Origin of the sequence: Enterococcus sp. E4-223, assembly GCF_035727065.1 — a bacterium.
In the GTDB taxonomy this organism is placed as follows: Bacteria; Bacillota; Bacilli; order Lactobacillales; family Enterococcaceae; genus Enterococcus_B; species Enterococcus_B faecium.
In genome coordinates this window covers 448,975-469,555 of record NZ_JAPMLH010000002.1, presented here as the reverse complement: position 1 = coordinate 469,555, position 20,581 = coordinate 448,975, and the positions used below count along the sequence as shown (strand labels likewise).

The window sequence follows — 20,581 nt, the reverse complement described above, 5'->3', positions numbered from 1 at the left end:
AATGACCGTGTCCTGTTGTTCTCATTTTCGCTCCTTCTTTCCTACTTATGACCCAGATAATCAACAAAAAAAGATGTCCCTGTAGGAAATTGCCTCTACAGTGAACATCTTCAACGAGCCTTAAAAAGCGCTGCAAAAATATAAAATAGCCACTATAGATGAATTTCTCTACGTGGCTGTAAGTCGTGTTTAAAAATCTTTAGCCATCATAGATACAAACCTGGTTTGTTTGTACCCACGAAGTTATGAATACAAACCTATCTAAAATAGCTAAAGTAATACGTATTCAGTTTTGTAAGTTTTCTAGATTTCATAAAAAATCGCTCCAAACTGATGTAAGAATTGTACCTAGTATAGACATAAAAAAATCGACTGTCAATCATTTTTATGAAACTTTTTTTAATTTTCTGATAGTTAACTTTGTTTTTCAGAAAAATAACAATTGGTTTTATTGAAGAAAATAGTCATGAACAAAAGTATCTGAGAACTTTTTTACTCTCTTGTTCATGACATATAGAATAAAGCAGCTTTGTCTTGTAAACTCCGTTTTTCAAATAATAATCTAAAGATTGCTACTGAATAATAAAGCCGATTTCATGGTCCTCTTCGCTGCTGATTCGGTAAGGTGACTCAACATCCGCTCCCCAGCTATTGATACCCCCGACTCCTCTTACTTTTGCAAAAATCGTAAGAACCGTTCGTCTTTCTGGCGGTAGTTCTTCTATATGTGTTGCCTGTTCCAGTTCTTCTGCTTTGAATGGTAAAGCGGAAAAAGCAAATGGCGTATCCTGCTGTTCAAATCGCAACGAAAAATCTTCTTGATCTTTATCCGTATTATCCAACGTTTGATTTCTTGTTAGTTCTACCCATTTCGTTTCCATATGCATGCCGCATTCTTGGGGAACAAGGTATGGGGAAACGGGGAGTCCTGCCACTTTATAAATACCTTCGACACCACCAGCCATCCGATCCGGATATGTTTCCCCTGATAGGCCTTCATACTCAAAAAATTTTGCTTTCGTTGGCATAATGAACCTTAAACCCAATGCGGGTAATTCCGGTAATCCTTTTTGTCCATAATAATGCATATTGACAAGCATTTTACCCTCTCCAGCGATTTGGTAGGAAATTGTCACTTGGGTTTTTGGTACTGTGTTGATTTCCAGTGTAAAAATGATTTCAACCGTTTCAGCGTATTCATTACTTGAATATTGATTATTTACTGGAGCAATCGGCAAATCGATCTTTTTATTGTCCACCAGTACTTCTATTTCTTTGACTTTTGGATACAATCCGGCTCCTAACCACATACCGGATTTAAATCCAAATCCGCTACCTCTGTCATTATCGGTCGTTGCTCGCCAAAAAACTGGAAGTGTTTCCCGGTATAGCCATTCTTTTCCGTTTTTATTGAGCGATTCCAGTCCGCCTCTTGTATAAGAAAAAATATAATGCGTATTTCCCGATTTGACACCTAATGTACAGTCGCCGAAGACGATTGCAACTTTTTCCGTATCCATATGACTTTTATTTACTGTATTTTTCATAATAATATCTTACCTCCTGCATGGCGGGTTTTTCTTGTCCATCTGCAAAAACGATTCCATTCCCTGAGAATTCATAGTCACTTGGTTTATCGTCAAAGTCACCGCCATAGCGCATCACTTCTCTACCAGTGATTGGATCAGTCACTTGGATCGCCTGATCTTTAAAATCCCATATATAGCCTCCTTGGTACATTTCATAACGATCAAGCAACGTCATGTAAGAATCCATTCCACCTAACGAATTCCCCATGTCATGCATGTATTCACATAAGATGAACGGTTTTTCCGCTTTATTTTCAAGGTAGTCAATGATCTCTTCTGGTGGCGCATACATGCAGCTTTTTACATCTGAAATCGAATCTTCGAATGCTGGATTTGGAAAATTCCCTTCATAATGGACAAGTCGATCGGGGTCTACTTTTTTGAAGTAATCGTTCATTTGTCGAATGTTTTCTTCCGCATAAGATTCATTTCCAAGAGACCAAAAAAGAATACTTGGATGGTTTTTTAATGTTTCGAAATTCGTTTTTGCTCGATCAAGAACAGCCGCCTGCCACTGAGGTACTGCACCTGGTACGTTGTAAGAAGGCTCAAATGCGCCCATTTTTTGCCATGAGCCATGGGATTCGAGGTTCGTTTCCGCCATCACATGGATCCCTGCTTGGTCGCATAAATAATACCAAGTGATCTGGTTGGGGTAATGAGATGTCCGTACGCCGTTGATCTTTGCATTTTTTATGATAGCCAAATCTTTTTCCATATCTTCTATAGTGATGGCGCGTCCTTTTTTCGGATGCCACTCATGTCGATTTACCCCGTTGATAATCATCCGTTTTCCATTGAAGTATATGATTTTATCTTTGATTTCGATTTTACGAAAACCGAAGGAATACTCAATATATTCTGTTACTCTTTTTTCTTCGTCTATCGTCTCCAATTCAAGCTTATATAAATTGGGCTGAAAATGCCCCCACAGTGCCACATTTTCAAATCCATCGATGCGAATCGTCATTTGCTCTTTTAACGGATATTGCTGTTGATAGATTTCCTTCCCATCAGGATCTAGTATCGCTACATTCAGCTGACTGTTTTTGGCTACTTGCTCAAAAGACAAATCTACTTCAAGTTTGCCATTTTGACATTTGTCATCTAAGCGAGGTTTGATCCAAAGATCTTCTAAATGGTTTTGTCCTCGAGCAACTAAGAAGACATCTCTGAAGATCCCAAAAAATCGGAAAAAGTCCTGATCTTCCAAGAATGCAGCTGTACTTCTTTTGTAAACCTCCACAGCTAGAATATTTTCTTCTTCCAAATAAGATGTTAAATCAAATTCAGACGGAGTGAACGAATCTTCGGCATACCCGATAAAATGACCATTCAACCAAATAAACATTGCTTGTTCTACACCAGCAAAATGAATCGAGATTTGTTTTCCCTTTAGACCTTCTTCTAATCGAAAAGTCGTCAAATACGAACCAACCGGATTGTCTTTAGCAGCTGAAAAGATCCCTTCCGCCTCTTTCTCAGGGCTTGTCGTGAAAGGGGGACGGCGAAATACATGTCCCTCCCACGGATACATCGTATTGATGTAATGGATCTTGTCATAATTTGCTAATTCAATATGACTAGGAACAGTGATTTCATCAAAAGAACAGGCATCAAAATCTTTTTTATAAAATGTTTTTGGTCGTACAGAAGGATTTGGCGAATAACAAAAACGCCATGATCCATTTAAAGACTGTTTAAGGGAGGATGTGGTTTCTACTTCTTCCCTTGTTGCATAGCAAACATGATCGCTATGTGCATTTGATTGGTTCACTCTAAAAACTTGTGGATCATCTAACCATTTTATATTTGCTTTCATACTTTTTTCCTTCTCTCTCATAACTTTTTGAAATGAAGCAGTTCTGTTTGGAAATCACCTTGAAAATCGGGGAAGTAAAGTCCAACTGTCATCAATTCGGCCCCCGAAAATATCCGCTTCGAGGTCTGTTCCTGATAAAGTGCCTCATCATCTAACCCCATCAGATATACTTCATGGAATGCTGGTTGAGCTGAAGCTAGTATCCTCCCTAAAAACACAATAGCTTCATCTTGTTTAGGAGACACAAACATCCATGCGGCAATATTTTCTTCAAAAGGACTCGCCAAACGATAATAATGGCCATACTGGATCACCGGACGAATCGTTTGATAGGATATAATTTGGTCTTTGACTTGCTTTTTTTCTTCAGGAGACAGCTTTGTCAAATCCAGTTCATAACCAAAAACAGCGCTCATAGCTGTTTCTCCTCTTGTTTTCAACGAAGTAGATCTGTCGGTCTGATGATTTGGTACAGCTGATACATGAGCTGTGATGGACGAAATCGGATAAGCAAGGCTTGTTCCATATTGGATTTTCATACGCTCCACTGCATCCGTGTTATCACTTGTCCATGACTGCGGCATATAATAAATAAACCCGGCATCAAACCGTCCACCTCCACCAGAACAGCCTTCCCATAAGATTTCCGGATAATCAGTTGTCAAATGTTCAAGTAGTTCATAAAGCCCGAGCATATAACGATGCGCTACTTCTCCTTGTCTCTGTGGGTCAAGGGTAATCGAATAGACATCTGAAAGCGAACGGTTCATATCCCATTTGATGTAGTCAAGAGGAATCGTATCTAAAATCTTTCTCATTTGTTTCTCAATCGTCTGCCGAACATCTAACCTTGTAAAATCCAGTACATGTTGTGATCTGGAAGCAGAAGGCATTCTACCTGGCTCCTGCATAAGAAAATCAGAATGTGTTCGATACAGTTCAGAATCAACCGAGATCATTTCAGGTTCAAACCATAAACCAAATTTCAACCCTTTGCTATGAGCATAATCTGCTATTTCACGTAATCCATTTGTCAACTTGCCTTCATACTCGAACCAGTCTCCTAATGAAGAATTGTCCGCATCTCTTTTTCCAAACCAGCCATCATCTAATACGAACATTTCGATGCCTAGCTCCTTTGCTTCATCAATGATCGCCTTGATTTTTTCACTATTGAAGTCAAAGTAAGTGGCTTCCCAGTTATTGACCAGAATCGGCCGTTCAGCAAATTGATGACGACCTCTTGCGATTCTTTCACGTAGCAACTCATGGTGGATCTGACTCATTTTGTTCAATCCCTGACTTGAGTAAGAAAGGATCATTTCAGGTGTTTGAAAAGACTGGCCTGCATTCAATTCCCACGAAAAACGATGGCTGTTGATCCCACCGACGACTCTCAATTGATTGATTTGATCTTTTTCAAGTTCGAAAGAATGGTTGCCGGAATAAACAAATTGAAGTCCGATCGCTTCTCCAGTATTTTCTGTCGTATGATGATGAACTAAAGCAATAAAGTTATTCATATGGTGACTGCTCGTTCCTCGACGGCTTTCAAATACTTTTGTTCCAGATAAAACAGATTGCCGTGAAATCTGTCTTTCATTGACATGTGCTCCTGGCAAAGCAATGACTTCATCAAATCGCCTAGTATGGGCAAAGTCTAGCTGGAAACTAGCTGCTTTTTCTAGTTTGATTGTTTCTCCGGTTTCATTTCTTATCTTTACAGATCGTGTGATCACTGCTCTATCAGTAAATATGGTATAGAACAAATCGAAATAAATCGCTGTTTCTCTATCCTTAAGTGAAATCACCAACGTTTGTGCCTCTGACTTGTCCATCACATAAGTTTGAGGCAAGCCTTCGATCTCTGGCTTCCCATCTGTAATATAATGGCTGTCATATCTCAGATCCAGTAAGTCTGACCCATTCTTGCGCTGAATGATCGATGCGGGCGTTCGAAAGTCCATGCTGCCATGAGAAGAGTATTCTTGCGGTAGTGTATCTTTCGACAGAGACCGGTCAGGATTTAAGGGAACATTTCCTGAAAATCCACGATCTCTTCGGGGATAATTTTTATTGTCTTTGTACTGCTTGACTGGTTTGCCAAAATAAATATGCGCCAATACATTGCTCTCTTCTATCTTTATCAGATAAGAAAGAAATGTATTTCGTAAATGGAAGACTCGGCTCTTTTCATCAAATAAGATGAAATTTTTTTCTGTTTTTCTATGCGTAATATCCATCATTTCACTCCCATCAAAACGGAAACCGTTTACTTTTTTTATAATTCCTGTATACTGTTTACTAAACAATTTTGTCAATAAAAATTTTTATTTTTTTGAGGAGTGTGTAAAAATGGTTGGAATTAGAGATGTCGCACGAAAGGCAAATGTCTCTCCTGCTACAGTTTCCCGCGTGTTGAATAACGATCAGACGATCCATGTGGCTCAGGCTACTCGGCAACGGATAGTAGAGGCAGCTGCTGCGTTGGATTATGACATCAGTACTCGTAAATATATCAAAAAGAGAATGCCTTCGATTGGTGTGATCTCTACGATCGGCAAAGCGAGCGAAGAACAGGATATCTATTACAAACATTTGCGAGTAGGAATGGAAGAAGAAGCTCGACGTCTGCATTTAGGGATGAATCGAATCTATAATCTATCTGATAATCCTAAACAATGGGAAGATCTAGATCAGTTAGGTGCGGTGATCGTTGTTGGGACTGTTACGAAAGAATCGATTACCGCCTTGTTAAAACAAAACATGCAAATAGTCGTCGTGGATAACCCTGACATCCAGCAAGAGGTCGATATGGTGTATGCAGATCTTGAACGGATGACTAAAACCGTACTGGAATTGTTCTTAGAAAATGGTCATAAAAGAATAGCCTATATCGGGGGATATAAAGTCGATATGGATGAATTCGGTGGGAAGCAGATTTCTATAAATGAAAAGAGGATGCGTGCCTATCAGCATTTTATGATCGATCATCACTTAGAAAAATATATGTCTTATCATCTAGGTGGCTGGACAGAAAAACAAGGTGAGGTACTTGCGACTGATCTATTAGAAAATGAATCCCCTCTTCCTACTGCCATTCTTGTCGGGAGCGATCCAATGGCAATCGGTGTCTATCGGGCATTGAAGCAAAAAAACATCCAAATTGGAGAAGAGATTGTTGTAGCAAGCTTCGATAATATCGAGACAATTGCAAATCTCTCCCCTGGCTTGACCAGTGTTCAAATCAATGCGAAATCAATTGGGCAAGCAGCTGTTCGAATGGCATTGGAGCGAATTGACGGTATACGGGACGAACCAATCATTTTGACTTATCCTGCACGATTGATTGTTAGGGAAAGTTTTATCCCAAGAACAAAAAGGTATTGAAAGAGAGGTTGTGAAAAAGCCGCTTAGTTTCTTCATACTCAAAACTAAACGGCAGGATCACAGCCTCTTACTTATACTTATTCACAAAATACAATGTCTGCTGGTAACAATTTTGCGATTCTTTTAACGTGTAATCAAATTGGTATTCATGAGTAATCTCTTTTTTTGTATCTGTATAAAACAAGGATTGTACGGGTACTTTTAATTCTGTCAATCGGTTTTCTAATGCTTGACCTTGTTCTTGGAATGAGTAAGCATTTCCGTCAGTTATATACGTTGGCGGAAATTCCTTAGAAACATGGTCAGCCACACTGGCTTCTTTCAATTGCTCACTCGTTTTCCAATCTTTTGTTCCAATCAACGACCACGCAACGGTTTTGACGAAAAACTTCATAAATCGATCATCCGAATGCTGCTGTGCTGTTAGCTTCAAATCAACAGGTCCGCAATAAGAAATGGTTCCTTTCAGACTATCTTTTGGAAGTAGCTGTTTGATTTTCATTTGTTTAGCATACGCATCATTCGTTTGTATAGCTGCATATTGCAATGCGATTTGTGAACCTGCACTATCTCCACCAAAAAATAATTGTTCCATGTCTAGCAATTTGTCGTCTTTTTCTTCAGCTAATAAATCTTTGATCAGTTCATTCACTTGAAGAACTTGATTAGGGTATTCTGAATCAGGCGCTAATTCATAATTCATCGCAACCACTGCGATGTTGGCGTCTGAAACTAATTTTGTCGCAAATTCTTTGACACCCGATTTATCTCCGCCGACGAATCCTCCACCATGTACCCAAAATAGAACAGGAACAGGCCCCTTGCTGTTTTTTGGATAGTAGATGTCATAAGTATTCTCTTTATACTTGGACTCATACGTCAAATCTGTTTTTTTCGCCACGTTTTTTTCTGCTTGATCGAACGTTTTTTTATCAGTGATTTGAACAGTATTTGAAAACATATGGTTGATCAAGAATGCTCCAGGTCTGGGGGAAAGCTGGAAGGCAAGAAAGATTGCAAACGCGATCCCAAGAATGATTCCGAAGAACCATCCGATAAATTTAAGAATTTTCTTTTTCATAAGGCTCCCTCAGTAGTTAGTATTAAGCATTCTGATTATACCATAGTGTTATTTCCTATCAAGCTCTCCTAGATGATTTAATGATTTTCCCCAAACTTCTTCTGCAATGCTTTTGACAAAAGAAATTTTTTCCATTGTTCTTCAAACAAAACATTTTCTTCTTCTGTTGAAGCAAATCCACATTGAGGACTTAAGCACAAACGATCCAAAGGCAGATATCGTGTCGCTTCGTAGATCCGGTCAATCACTTGCTGGTGCTCTTCCATTTCGCCATTTTTCGTTGCAGTCAAAATCTAAGACAACTAATTTATCTTCAGAGAGTTTCTCTAAAAGAACAAAACTCCCAGCACGTTCACTATCGTATTCTAAATAATAGGCACGGACATTTTCTTGAGTAAAATAATGGGTCTGCTACGTCGTCATAACCCCCTGATGCCGCCCAAATCGAATAATAATTTCCGCGTCAAATATGTATATTTAGTGTTGAATCATTTGAGAATATGAAAATAAAAATCTTTTTGATCAATCAGTTAATCAAATTGAAATAACGAAAAATCTGAGACAGAATGACGTTCATTCTGACCCAGATTTGATTTTGCACAACTCATCAGTCCTTATTGGCAAATCGCCAAAATAATGTAGACTAACTAAAAAGACTAAGAAACAATAACAAAAGTTAACGCTCCTTAGTCTTTCTTTAGCACGTCTATTTATTAAAGATTTTAGGGCCTTTTCTCATGTTTTTACGATCATTCTTAGGTGTTTCCATTTGTTTGGATCGGCCTCCACCTTGTTTCTTTTTGATCAATTCTTTCATTTTTTCTTTTTGGTCCATTTTTATTCTCCTTTAACGAATGAAGCGACTAATTCGATATGATGGGTTTGCGGGAAAAGATCTACAGGCTGAACTTTCTTCACAACATAACCTGCTTCTGCAAATAACTTAGCATCTCTTGCAAAAGTTGCTGGATTACAAGAGATATAGACGATTCGTTCTGGTGACATTTCGATTGCTGATTCAATAAAATGATGATCTAATCCTTTACGTGGAGGGTCTACTACGATCACAGATGGTTTGACCCCTTTTTCTTGCCATTTTTTCATGACTTTTTCTGCTTTTCCGACTTCATAATGAACATTTTCGATTTTATTATTTAAGGCATTGAACTGTGCATCTTCAATTGCTTCTGGAATAACTTCCATCCCATATACCTTATCTACTCTGTCAGCTAGAGACAATCCGATTGTACCTATTCCTGAATAAGCATCGATCACAATGTCTTTTTTATCCAACTCGGCAAATTCGATGGCTGTTTGGTACAAATACTCTGCTTGTTGAGTATTTACTTGATAAAATGACTTCGCTGAGATTCGATAGGTTTTTCCTAATAGCTGATCTTCGATATAGTCTCTGCCATATAAAACTTTTTCTTTGTCTCCTAAAATCACATTTGTTTTTTCTTCATTGATATTTTGGATGACCGAAACCACTTCTGGCAATTCTTCATGAATGGCTTCAGCAATTTCCTTGGATTTAAAGAATTTTTCTTTACGAGTAACTAAAACGACCATCATTTCATGGGAATAATGACCACGACGGATAATGATGTGACGAAGCTGTCCTTCATTTTTTTCTTCATTATATCCTCGTACTTGGAACCGTTGCAAGATATCTCTGACTACTTTGATTGCTTGATCGATGACAGGATCTTGGATATAAAAATCTTCGATAGGGACTAGATCATGGCTATTCTTTTTGTAAAAACCGGTGACTAACTGTCCATCGATACGGCGAACAGGGATCTGTGCTTTATTACGGTAGCCAAATGGTTCTGCCATTCCGACCGTTGGAAGTACAGGAACTTCTGGCATCTTAGCAATCTTCGCCATTACATGCTCTACTTGTTTTTGTTTGAAGACAAGCTGTTGTTCATACTTCAAATGGGCTAAAGGTGCGATACCTGTGCGAAGTAATGCATTGTTTTCTACAGGCTGACGATCAGGTGATTGTGTAATAAATGTTTCGACTTTTCCATATCCAAACTTATTGCCTGCTTTTACTACTAGTATTTCTACTTCTTCTCCAGGGAGTGCATTTTCGATAAATAATGGATAACCATCGATTTTTGCTACCCCCATTCCTTCATAACTCAAGTCGACGATTTCGACTGTATATCGTTCGTTTTTCTTTACTATTTGCTGTTCTGTCATATTTTGCTCCTTTAAGCCTATTTTTCAATCCTACTGAACTCTACTATAAATCAGCTAATTACACAACTAAAACCGGCACTGACCTTACTACGTTCAGCACCGGCTTTTGATTAATTCTTTTGATTAGGTGTTTCGTCTGCTATTTTTCCGTCACCGTCGATATCTTCATCCGTTAAACGTTCGACTTCTTTTACAAATTCTTTGCTAACAACCTCTAATTCTTCTTCATCTGTGCCTGTGATTGCTTCATCAGGAATCTGATCGGTATTGGCAAAGAACTCAATATGCTGATGAAGATTTCGGAAATGCATCGGTGCTTCCCCTCCATATTCACCATCTAAGTTGATCATTACTGGTCGATTGATATCATCTTCTGTTTCGACGAACAAACTGGTTGTTTTGGTATAGATTACTCTTGGATCATCGACATGACGACCGCCATTCAGCATGAGTGCCGCAATATGCAAGATCTCAAAGATATTTGCTGTCTTCACAATGATTAAAGAAAACTTCCCATCATCCAATTTGGCATCTGGCGCGATCTGTTCGAATCCTCCAACAGAGTTCGTCAGCCCTAGGAAAAACATCGAAGCATTTCCGATATATTCCCCTTCATCATACTTCAAGCGCATTTTGATGGGCTTTACTCGAGGGAGCATCTCTGCTCCTTTTGCAAGATAAGCAAGATAACCAAAAATACTCTTTAGTTCTGATGGAACTTCATAAGTCAATTCTGTCAAATAGCCACCTGCAGCGATATTGATGAAGTAACTGTTATCAGAAAGGCCGATGTCCATTTTTACGGTTTGGTGTTTTTTTATCACTTCTGCTGCTGCTTTAATATTATCTCTAGGAATTTTTAATGCTCGAGCATAGTCGTTCGTTGTACCAGCTGGGATGATGGCCATTTTAGGACGGTGTTCAAGCGGAGCGATTCCATTAACCACTTCGTTGATTGTGCCATCGCCACCAGCTGCCACTACTAGATCAAAACCTAGTTCTGCGACTCTACGTGCTTCATTCTTGGCTGAATCTGGTTCTGGTGTAGTTGCATAGGCGCTGGCTTCAAATCCTGCTTCTTCTAATGCCTGTAGGATATCCGCCAAATTTTTTTTCAATAATTCTTTTCCCGAGGTGGGGTTATAAATTACGCGTGCTTTTTTCATTTTCAGTCTCTATCGTTTCGCTAATTCATCTTTAAGTAGCTTATTCACGACACCAGGATTTGCTTGTCCTTTAGTTGCTTTCATGATTTGACCGACTAGGAAGCCAACCGCACGATCTTTTCCATTTTTGAAATCATCGACAGATTGTTGGTTGTTATCCAAAATTTCATTAATGATTGGCAGTAGTTTGTTCGGATCAGATAATTGCACCCAACCATTTTTTTCAACTACTTCTTGGGCTTCTCCGCCATTTGTGATCAATTCACGGAAGACTTTTTTGGCAATTTTTGAGCTGATCGTTCCATCGGCGATCAAACGAATCATTCCTGCTAAGTTCTCAGGTGTCAATTTTGTCTCAGCTAATTCCAGTTTCTCACTGTTCAAGTAAGCAGAAACTTCACCCATCAACCAGTTAGATGCTTGCTTGGCATCTGCACCATTTTCCAAAACAGCTTCAAAGAAATCAGACATTTCTTTTGTAAGTGTCAATACCATTGCGTCATACTCTGGAAGACCAAACTCACGGATATAGCGTTCGCGACGAGAAGCTGGCATCTCAGGCAAACTAGCTTTTACTTTTTGAATCCATTCGTCATCGATCACGAATTTCGGGATATCAGGCTCTGGGAAGTAACGATAATCACTAGACCCTTCTTTGACACGCATCAAAACTGTTTTATTCGTTGTTTCGTCAAAACGGCGTGTTTCTTGTTGGATTTCTCCTCCTGAAAGAAGAACTTTTGCTTGACGTTTTTCTTCAAAAGCTAAACCTTTTTTCACGAAAGATAAAGAGTTCAAGTTTTTCAATTCTGCTTTCGTACCGAACTCTTCTTGTCCATAAGGGCGAAGAGAAATATTGGCATCACAGCGCATAGAGCCTTCTTCCATTTTCACATCGCTGACTTCTGTAAATTGGATAATTGAACGCAATGCTTCTAGATAAGCGTATGCTTCTTCTGGTGAACGCATATCAGCTTCAGAAACGATTTCGATCAAAGGCGTGCCTTGTCGGTTCAAATCAACGTAAGAATAACCGCCAATACCATGCATGTTTTTTCCAGCATCTTCTTCTAAATGGACACGTTCGATCCGGATTTTTTTCTTTTTACCTTCTACTTCGATTTCGATCCATCCGTCATGACCGATTGGTTGATCAAATTGGGAAATTTGATATGCTTTTGGATTATCTGGGTAAAAGTAATTTTTCCGGTCAAAATGAGTATCTTTAGAGATTTCACAGTTTAATGCCAAAGCTGCTTTCATCCCGAATTCCAGCGCAGCTTTATTCATTACTGGCAGCACGCCTGGATAACCCCAGTCGATCACGTTTGTATTGCTGTTTGGTTCTGCACCAAAATGAGCTGGCGCTGGAGAGAAAATTTTTGAGTTGGTTTTTAACTCGACGTGGACTTCTAGTCCAATGACTGTTTCAAAATTCATTCGTCTTTCCCTCCTAAAATAGCTGGTTGTTGTGTGTGGAATTCTGTTGCTTGTTCAAACGCATATGCCGCTTGATACATCGTTTTTTCATCAAAATAATTACCGATGATCTGCAATCCAACTGGTAATCCTTCTGATAAACCTGCCGGTACAGACATACCTGGAAGTCCAGCCAAGTTGACAGGGATCGTTAAGATGTCACTCATGTACATTGTGATTGGATCGTTAATGTTCTCACCGATTCCGAATGCAACTGTTGGTGAAGATGGCCCGATGATCAAGTCATAATCTGCAAAGACTTTTTCAAAATCTCGTTTGATCAATGTACGGACTTGTCCTGCTTTTTTGAAGTAAGCGTCATAATAACCCGCGCTTAAGGAGAATGTCCCTAACATGATACGGCGTTTTACTTCTTCACCGAATCCTTCTGAACGTGAGTTGACATATACATCATCTAATGATTTCACATTTTCAGAGCGATAACCGTAGCGGATACCATCGAATCGTTGCAAGTTGGAACTTGCTTCTGATGAGGCAATGATATAATAAACAGCCACACCGTATTTTGAATGAGGCAAGCTGACTTCTTCCACAACAGCACCTAATGAACGGAATGTTTCTGCTGCTTTCAATACAGCTTCTTTTACGCCAGGGGCCACACCTTCGCCTAAGTATTCTTTAGGTAAAGCAATCTTCATTCCTTTGATGTCGCCTGTCAGTCCCTCTGCAAAATCAGGAACTGAAACGCCTGAAGAAGTACCGTCTTTTTCGTCATAACCGCTGATAGCTGTCAATGCTAATGCATTATCTTTCACCGTACGGGTCATTGGTCCGATTTGGTCAAGAGATGAAGCAAAGGCAATCAAACCAAAACGTGAGACACGGCCATAAGTAGGTTTCATCCCTACGATGCCGTTAAAAGCTGCTGGTTGGCGGATACTTCCCCCAGTATCACTACCTAAAGAAACTGGAATTTGTCCAGCTGCAACTGCTGCTGCAGAACCACCAGAAGAGCCACCAGGTACTTTTGTTGGGTCCCAAGCATTTTTTGTTTTCTTGAAATAAGAAGTTTCTGTACTTCCACCCATAGCAAATTCATCCATGTTTAGCTTACCAACAGGGATCATATCTGCTTGATAGATTTTATCCATGACCGTTGCATCATAAATTGGTTCAAAATTGTAAAGGATCTTAGATGCAGCGGTTGTCAAGATATCTTTTGTTACGATATTATCCTTGATACCAATTGGAATACCAGCAAGGACGTTGCTTTCATCAATCCCTTTTTCATCTAAAGCTTTTGCCTGTTCCAATGCTTTTTCTTCGTTCAATGTAATGAATGCTTCGACCTCAGGCTCTGTTTCTTTGATTCGTTCAAATGTTGCTTTTGTCAAATCCTGTACAGTGATTTCTTTCGATACAAGCATATGATGCAGTTCTTCTAGAGAACGATTGTGTAATTCTGTCATTATGCGCCAGCCTCCCCATTATCGATGATTGCGGGTACTTTGATAAAGCCGTCTTCTGTTTCCGGCACATTTTTCAATAATTCATCGCGGTTCCATCCAGCTTGCGCCCGATCTTGTCGCATCACGTTTACTGTTTCAACCACATTCGACGTAAATGGAACACCTTCCGTATCTACTTCTTCCAGCATTTCAACCATATCGATGATTTTACCTAATTGGTCGGTAAAACTTGCAAGTTCTTCATCTGCGAACGCAAGTTTTGCTAATTTGGCAACGTGTTTCACTTGTTCTTCACTAATCGCCATACTACCCCTTCTTTCTAAACGAGTTAAAAACTTTGCTCTCTATTTTAACACAAGAGTGTCGTGTCTGAAATTGTTTATTGAAATTTGTCTGAAAAAACTCATTTTTCATTCTTCTACTGAGCGACTTTTAGCCAATGCATCTGCCATTTGATCTTCTGTCCAAACTTCGATTCCTAATTCTTGTGCTTTGGTCAGCTTGCTGCCAGCATCTTCTCCTGCTACCACGATATCCGTTTTTTTCGATACGCTACCAGTCACTTTCCCGCCAAGATTTTCGATCGTCTCTTTTGCTTCTTCACGAGTAAATCGTGTTAGTTTACCAGTAAGGACTACTGTTTTTTCTTTAAAAGGAGACTCGACTTCTTGCAATTGGGCATTTCGAAGCCCTTTGTATTCGAAATTGACGCCTGCTTGTTTTAATTCATTCATCAATTCATGGACTTCTTCGTTACTGAAATAAGTGACTACACTGTCGGCAATGATATCACCGATCGTATCAAGCGCAATAATCGACTCATAGTCACTTTTACTCAATGTTTCTAGATCACCGAAATGTTCTGCTAAAATTTTTGCTGCTTTCGCTCCGACATGTCGGATTCCTAACCCGAAAATCAACCGCTCGACCGAATTATCTTTGCTGTTGTCGATTGCTGTCAAAATATTATTTGCTGATTTTTCTTTTATTTTGTCCAACGTCAATAACTCTTCTTCTGTCAATTTGTAAAGATCAGCAACATCTGCTACTAGTTTTTTATCATACATCTGTTCAAGTACGCGCGGCCCCAACCCATCGATATTCATCGCATTTCTTGAAACAAAGTGGTTCAAACCTTCTTTCATTTGAGCAGGACATTTAGGATTGATGCACCGTAAGGCTACTTCTTCATCCAAATGGACAAGTTCACTTCCACAAACTGGACAATGTGTAGGCAATTGGTATTCTTCGCTGTCTTTAGGTCGTTTATCTAACACGACTTGCGAAACTTCTGGGATGATGTCTCCAGCTTTATAAATCAGAACTGTATCTTTCAAGCGGATATCCTTCAACTTAATATAATCACCGTTATGCAGGCTGGCACGGCTTACTGTCGTTCCTGCTACTCGGACTGGTGTCATGATAGCTGTTGGCGTTACTACCCCTGTTCGACCGACTGTCCATTCGATGTTTTCGATTAGCGTTTCAACTTCTTCTGGCGGAAACTTGTAAGCTGCTGCCCATCTCGGTGCTTTGACAGTAAAACCAAGTTGATCTTGTAGCGAGAATTCATTCACTTTGATGACGATTCCATCGATTTCATAGGGCAAATCCACACGTTTGTCATGATATTCTTCAATGTATGACCACACTTCATCAATCGAATGACATAGACGTTTTTCCCGATTCGTGTGGAATCCAATTTTTTCTAGCTCTTCTAGCGCATCATACTGGGTTTTTGCTTGCATAGGACCGAAATCAGCTACTGTGTATAAAAAAGTGTCCAGATTTCTTTTCGCTGTGATTTTAGAATCTAACTGACGCAAAGAACCAGCTGCGGCGTTCCGAGGATTCGCAAAGATATCTTTTCCCTCTGCTTCTCTGTCTTGGTTCAATTGGACAAATGACCGTTTTGGCATGAAACATTCGCCTCTTACTTCGATGTTCATTGGTTCTTTTAATTTGATTGGGACCGACCGGACAGTTTTTAGGTTTTCAGTGATGTTTTCTCCTACAGTTCCATCCCCGCGAGTCGCACCTCTCACGAAATTTCCATCTTCATAACGCAAAGAAACGGAAAGTCCATCTATTTTTAGTTCACAGCAATAGTCAACTACACGTCCCACTGCTTTTTGTACACGTTGATCAAAAGCTATCAGCTCTTCTTTGCTGAAAACGTCGTTCAAACTGTAAAGCGGAATATCATGAGTGACTTTTTCAAAACCTTCTAATACTTTTCCGCCTACTCGTTGAGTGGGAGAATCAGACGTGATCAAATCAGGATATTGTTCCTCGATTGCTACTAATTCTGCGTATTCTTTATCATAAACATAGTCTTCCACTGTTGGTTTATCTTCTACGTAGTATTCGCGAGACCATTGGTTCAGTCTTGTACGAAGTTCTTCTGCTCGTTTAGCAGCTTCGTCAATCGTCATTTCATGTTCCATCATTTACCCTCCACTACTAAGCTTTTTCAATTGGCGCAAAGGCAGCCAAAAGACGTTTTACTCCTTGACTTGGGAAAGCCACATCTAGTTCTAGATCCTTCGACGTCCCGCTTACTCGGACGACTGTTCCTAGACCCCATTTTTTGTGTTTGACTTTATCTCCAGGTTTCCAGCTGTTATTTTCCCCTCCAGTAGCACTTTTAGAGGGAACAACCGCTGTCTCTGGCTGTTTATAGCTATATGCTGTTTTTTTAGCGAATACAGGTGTTTTTTTAGGCGTAGGACGCATGCCTTCGATTTCCAGTAACTCCTGATCGATTTCTTCTACAAAACGAGAAGGTCGGTTATATTGCGTCCGTCCATATAATGTTCTGGAGAAAGCATTTGTTAAATACAACGCTTCTTCTGCTCGCGTGATCCCCACATATGCGAGACGGCGTTCTTCTTCCAGTTCGCTTTCTTCCATCAATGCTCGAGATAAAGGAAAAACCCCCTCTTCTAGACCAATCAGGAATACAACTGGGAATTCTAATCCTTTGGCTGCATGCAAAGTCATCAATGTCACTTGGGAAGCATCTTCTTCTAAATTGTCAATATCGGAAACAAGTGCCAGATCATTTAAGAAGACCGTTAGTTTTTCTTCTGGTGCATCAGCGTCTTCTTCATTTTGCTGTTCGAATTGTTTGTCGAATTCTTGTGTGACCGTTAAAAATTCCTCCAAGTTTTCGATGCGTGCTTGTGCTTCTAATGTATTTTGGATTTTTAAGTCTTCTAGATATCCGCTACGATCCAAAACCTCTTTCGTCAATTCTGTCACTGTCAAGTATGGGATCATCTGAGTGACTTCTTGGATCATCTCTCCAAATGCACCTAATTGCTGTCCTGCTTTTCCACCGATATTTGCCAGATCCACATTTTGCGCTGCTTCAAGCAGTGGCCATTCATGAAGAGAAGCAAAACTGCGTAGTTTTTCGATAGATCCTGGTCCGATGCCTCGTTTGGGCGAATTAACGATACGCTCAAAACTGATTGAATCTTGAGGATTTGCCAGCACATTCAAATACGCTAAAATATCTTTGATTTCTTTACGATCGTAGAACTTGTGCCCTCCAACCATTTTATAAGGAATATTTGCTTTCAACAGAGTTTCTTCCATTACACGAGATTGTGCGTTCGTCCGGTACAAGATGGCAAAGTCGCCGTAATTCCGATGATTGCTTCGAATCTCTTCTTGCATCCGGTCTACGATAAAACGGGTTTCGTCTCGTTCATTATCTGCACGGTAGTAAGTGATCTTGTTTCCTTCTTTGTTTTCTGTCCACAAGTTTTTTGGTTTTCGATTGCTATTGTTTTCAATGACTTGGTTTGCTGCGCTAAGGATGTTTTTCGTGGAGCGATAGTTTTGTTCTAGCAAAATTACTGCAGCATCTGGATAATCTTTTTCAAAATCCAAGATGTTCTGCATATCTGCACCGCGCCAGCCGTAAATACTTTGATCTGCATCTCCCACGACGCACAGGTTCCTAAATCTACCTGCCAATAAATTGACTAGCGTATACTGTGCGTGATTTGTATCTTGGTACTCATCTACATGAATATAATGGAATTTGTTTTGATAATATGTGAGTGAATCAGGATGTTCTTCAAATAATCGAATCGTATTCATGATCAGGTCGTCAAAGTCCATACATTGATTATATTGAAGCTCTTTTTGGTAAGCAGCATAACATTTTGCCGCAATCTCTTCGTAATAACTGCCTTGCATTTTTGCAAAATCCTGAGGGGTCTGCAGGCTGTTTTTTGCTTGAGAGATTGTTCCTAATATACTTCGAGGATCATATTTTTTCGGATCAATGTTCAGTTCTTTTAGTATCCGTTTCATCAAGGTCAGCTGTTCAGAAGAATCGATGATTGTAAAGTTCCGGTTATACCCGATAAAATCAACATCTCTTCTTAAAATACGCACACACATCGAGTGAAAAGTCGATACCCAGACATCTTCGCCTCCAGATGCGAGAATCGCATTGACACGTTCTTTCATTTCTTTTGCAGCCTTATTGGTAAAAGTAATCGCTAGGATGTTCCAAGGATTGACTTCTTTTTCCTCAATCAAATAGGCAATGCGGTGTGTCAGCACTCTCGTCTTTCCACTTCCTGCACCTGCCATTAGCAGTAATGGTCCGTCAGTGTGAAGAACAGCTTCTTTCTGACGGGGGTTCATCCCGTTTAATAATTCAGCTTTGGATGACATTAACAACATCCTTTCTTTTATCAATCTTGTTAATTATAGCATTTTCTTGGCTTTCATTAAACTAGCTAGTTCAAAATCATTTGTTTCTTTTTATGGATTTTTCCTTGTCAATTCGTTGATTTCGCGCTAAATTAAAAGAAAGCGAGGCGTTTGAATGGAAAAAAAAGGAAAAATCAAGAAATTAGATAAGACTCAGATATATTTTATTCTAAAAGGAATATTTGTTGGACTGCTGACAGGAATCGTCGTTAGCCTGTTTCGATTATCTATCGAAAAGCTAAGCGATTTAGTTCGAAGTATCTATGAAATGAGTCGGGAACAGCCGATTTACTTAATTGGCCTAGCTATTTGTTGCATCCTTGCAGCATTTTTCGTGGGTTATCTGGTCAAAAATGAACCGGATATCAAGGGAAGCGGGATTCCACAAGTAGAGGGACAGCTTCGCGGGGAATTATCAATGAACTGGTTCTCTGTTTTATGGAAAAAGTTCATTGGCGGTGTACTTTCAGTTGGTGCGGGCCTTTTTCTAGGTAGAGAAGGACCTTCTATACAGCTTGGCGCATCCATTGGACAAGGAGCTGGACAATTGTTTCGGAGTCCATCTTCAGAAGAAAAGATTTTAATTTCTAGCGGTGCAAGTAGCGGACTTGCAGCAGCATTCAATGCTCCTATCGCAGGATTACTCTTTGTTTTAGAAGAAATCCATCACTCCTTTTCTCCACTTGTTTGGCTGACATCATTTGCTTCAGCAATCACTGCTAACTTCGTCTCTCTTTACTTTTTCGGCTTGAGACCTGTTTTATATCTAGGTGACCTTCCTTCTTTGCCGTTGAAATATTATGGTTCCTTAGTGATCTTAGGAGTACTTCTAGGCGTCTTAGGTTTTATTTATCAGAAGGTCTTGCTAGCTTTGCCAAAATTTTACAACCGATTGCCTTTACCAGCTTATTTTCACGGGTTCGTTCCTTTCTTGCTGATTTTGCCAATTGGTTATTTATGGCCTAATACTCTAGGCGGAGGCAATCAAATCGTTTTAGCTTTTGGACATGCTTCCTTGCCAATCATTATGATTATCGGTTTGTTTGTTCTTCGATTCGTTTTTTCCATGATTTCTTACGGTGGGGGTCTTCCAGGGGGGATTTTCCTTCCGATATTGACATTGGGGGCTTTAATCGGTAGCTTTTATGGAAACATTATGGTTGATTTCGGGATGGATCCAATCTACATCAAGGATTTTGTCGTTATTGCCATGGCTGGTTATTTCACAGCGATTGGAAAAGCACCGCTGACAGCAATTATTTTAGTGACAGAAATGGTTGGCTCTCTTAATCATCTGATGCCTTTAGGATTGGCTGCTCTTGTTGCTTATATCGTCAATGACCTTCTCGGCGGTAATCCAATTTACGAATCATTATTGGAACGTCTACTTGGAAATACTCAGACCGCCTCACTAAAAGGTGCAAGGACAACTTTTGATTTTCCAGTAACGGCAGAGAGTTCTTTAGACGGTTTAATGGTACGAGACTTCAATTGGCCTAAAAATATGCTGCTAATCTCTATACGCAGAGGAAATCAGGAAATCTTGACTCACGGTGATACGATCATGAATGTAGGAGATATTTTGGTTATCTTGACTGATGAAGCAAACTTGCCAAGAATCAAGCAGGAAATCGAGGCTAAATCTTCTATCACAAATTTGAAGCAATCATTTTAAC

The 20,581-nt window shown here is 39.7% G+C and carries 15 protein-coding genes; 2 read left to right on the top strand and 13 right to left on the bottom strand.

What is annotated here, in order from left to right:
- Nucleotides 1-572: 572 nt before the first annotated feature.
- The 3 genes from OS139_RS04945 to OS139_RS04935 are packed head-to-tail and all read right to left on the bottom strand — an operon-like array spanning nucleotide 573 to nucleotide 5,654.
- Nucleotides 573-1,547, bottom strand: a complete 975-nt coding sequence (locus OS139_RS04945; RefSeq protein WP_002289516.1) for a beta-galactosidase small subunit — start codon at nucleotides 1,545-1,547, stop codon at nucleotides 573-575.
- Nucleotides 1,528-3,411, bottom strand: coding sequence for a glycoside hydrolase family 2 TIM barrel-domain containing protein (locus OS139_RS04940; RefSeq protein ID WP_002331430.1), 1,884 nt, complete (start codon nucleotides 3,409-3,411; stop codon nucleotides 1,528-1,530). The genes OS139_RS04945 and OS139_RS04940 overlap by 20 nt, the downstream gene beginning before the upstream one ends.
- A 17-nt stretch (nucleotides 3,412-3,428) precedes the next feature.
- Complete coding sequence (locus tag OS139_RS04935; protein ID WP_002331431.1) at nucleotides 3,429-5,654, bottom strand: alpha-galactosidase; 2,226 nt, start codon at nucleotides 5,652-5,654, stop codon at nucleotides 3,429-3,431.
- A 112-nt stretch (nucleotides 5,655-5,766) separates the two neighbouring features.
- Between OS139_RS04935 and OS139_RS04930 the strand changes: the two genes are divergently transcribed.
- Entirely contained in the window at nucleotides 5,767-6,801 is a 1,035-nt protein-coding gene (locus tag OS139_RS04930) for a LacI family DNA-binding transcriptional regulator (RefSeq protein ID WP_002331432.1), read from the top strand.
- A 67-nt stretch (nucleotides 6,802-6,868) separates the two neighbouring features.
- Here OS139_RS04930 and OS139_RS04925 read toward each other — a convergent pair whose 3' ends face one another.
- The 10 genes from OS139_RS04925 to pcrA form a co-directional block, all read right to left on the bottom strand.
- On the bottom strand, nucleotides 6,869-7,882 hold the full coding sequence (locus OS139_RS04925) for an alpha/beta hydrolase (RefSeq protein ID WP_002331433.1): 1,014 nt from the start codon (nucleotides 7,880-7,882) through the stop codon (nucleotides 6,869-6,871).
- Between the two features lie 77 nt (nucleotides 7,883-7,959).
- Nucleotides 7,960-8,148 (bottom strand): hypothetical protein, encoded by a 189-nt coding sequence (locus OS139_RS04920; RefSeq protein ID WP_002288466.1) that lies wholly within the window; start codon nucleotides 8,146-8,148, stop codon nucleotides 7,960-7,962.
- 440 nt (nucleotides 8,149-8,588) lie between these two features.
- Complete coding sequence (locus OS139_RS04915; RefSeq protein WP_002295229.1) at nucleotides 8,589-8,717, bottom strand: 30S ribosomal protein S9; 129 nt, start codon at nucleotides 8,715-8,717, stop codon at nucleotides 8,589-8,591.
- A 2-nt stretch (nucleotides 8,718-8,719) separates the two neighbouring features.
- Nucleotides 8,720-10,093 carry a 23S rRNA (uracil(1939)-C(5))-methyltransferase RlmD gene (gene rlmD / locus OS139_RS04910; protein ID WP_002331434.1) on the bottom strand — a complete coding sequence of 458 codons (1,374 nt, stop codon included), beginning with the start codon at nucleotides 10,091-10,093 and terminating at the stop codon, nucleotides 8,720-8,722.
- A gap of 110 nt (nucleotides 10,094-10,203) precedes the next feature.
- Complete coding sequence (locus OS139_RS04905; protein ID WP_325066817.1) at nucleotides 10,204-11,259, bottom strand: diacylglycerol kinase; 1,056 nt, start codon at nucleotides 11,257-11,259, stop codon at nucleotides 10,204-10,206.
- 9 nt (nucleotides 11,260-11,268) lie between these two features.
- Nucleotides 11,269-12,699 (bottom strand): Asp-tRNA(Asn)/Glu-tRNA(Gln) amidotransferase subunit GatB, encoded by a 1,431-nt coding sequence (gene gatB / locus OS139_RS04900; RefSeq protein WP_002288473.1) that lies wholly within the window; start codon nucleotides 12,697-12,699, stop codon nucleotides 11,269-11,271.
- Nucleotides 12,696-14,168, bottom strand: a complete 1,473-nt coding sequence (gene gatA, locus OS139_RS04895) for an Asp-tRNA(Asn)/Glu-tRNA(Gln) amidotransferase subunit GatA (protein ID WP_002331436.1) — start codon at nucleotides 14,166-14,168, stop codon at nucleotides 12,696-12,698. Before gatA ends, gatB begins: the two co-directional genes overlap by 4 nt.
- Nucleotides 14,168-14,473, bottom strand: coding sequence for an Asp-tRNA(Asn)/Glu-tRNA(Gln) amidotransferase subunit GatC (gene gatC / locus OS139_RS04890; protein WP_002288477.1), 306 nt, complete (start codon nucleotides 14,471-14,473; stop codon nucleotides 14,168-14,170). The genes gatA and gatC overlap by 1 nt, the downstream gene beginning before the upstream one ends.
- Nucleotides 14,474-14,578: 105 nt before the next feature.
- Entirely contained in the window at nucleotides 14,579-16,615 is a 2,037-nt protein-coding gene (ligA, locus tag OS139_RS04885) for an NAD-dependent DNA ligase LigA (RefSeq protein ID WP_002323115.1), read from the bottom strand.
- Nucleotides 16,616-16,631: 16 nt separating this feature from the next.
- Nucleotides 16,632-18,866: a DNA helicase PcrA gene (pcrA, locus tag OS139_RS04880; protein ID WP_002319708.1), complete on the bottom strand. Its 2,235-nt coding sequence runs from the start codon at nucleotides 18,864-18,866 to the stop codon at nucleotides 16,632-16,634.
- 154 nt (nucleotides 18,867-19,020) lie between these two features.
- Between pcrA and OS139_RS04875 the strand changes: the two genes are divergently transcribed.
- Nucleotides 19,021-20,580: a ClC family H(+)/Cl(-) exchange transporter gene (locus OS139_RS04875; RefSeq protein ID WP_002331437.1), complete on the top strand. Its 1,560-nt coding sequence runs from the start codon at nucleotides 19,021-19,023 to the stop codon at nucleotides 20,578-20,580.
- Nucleotide 20,581: the final 1 nt, after the last annotated feature.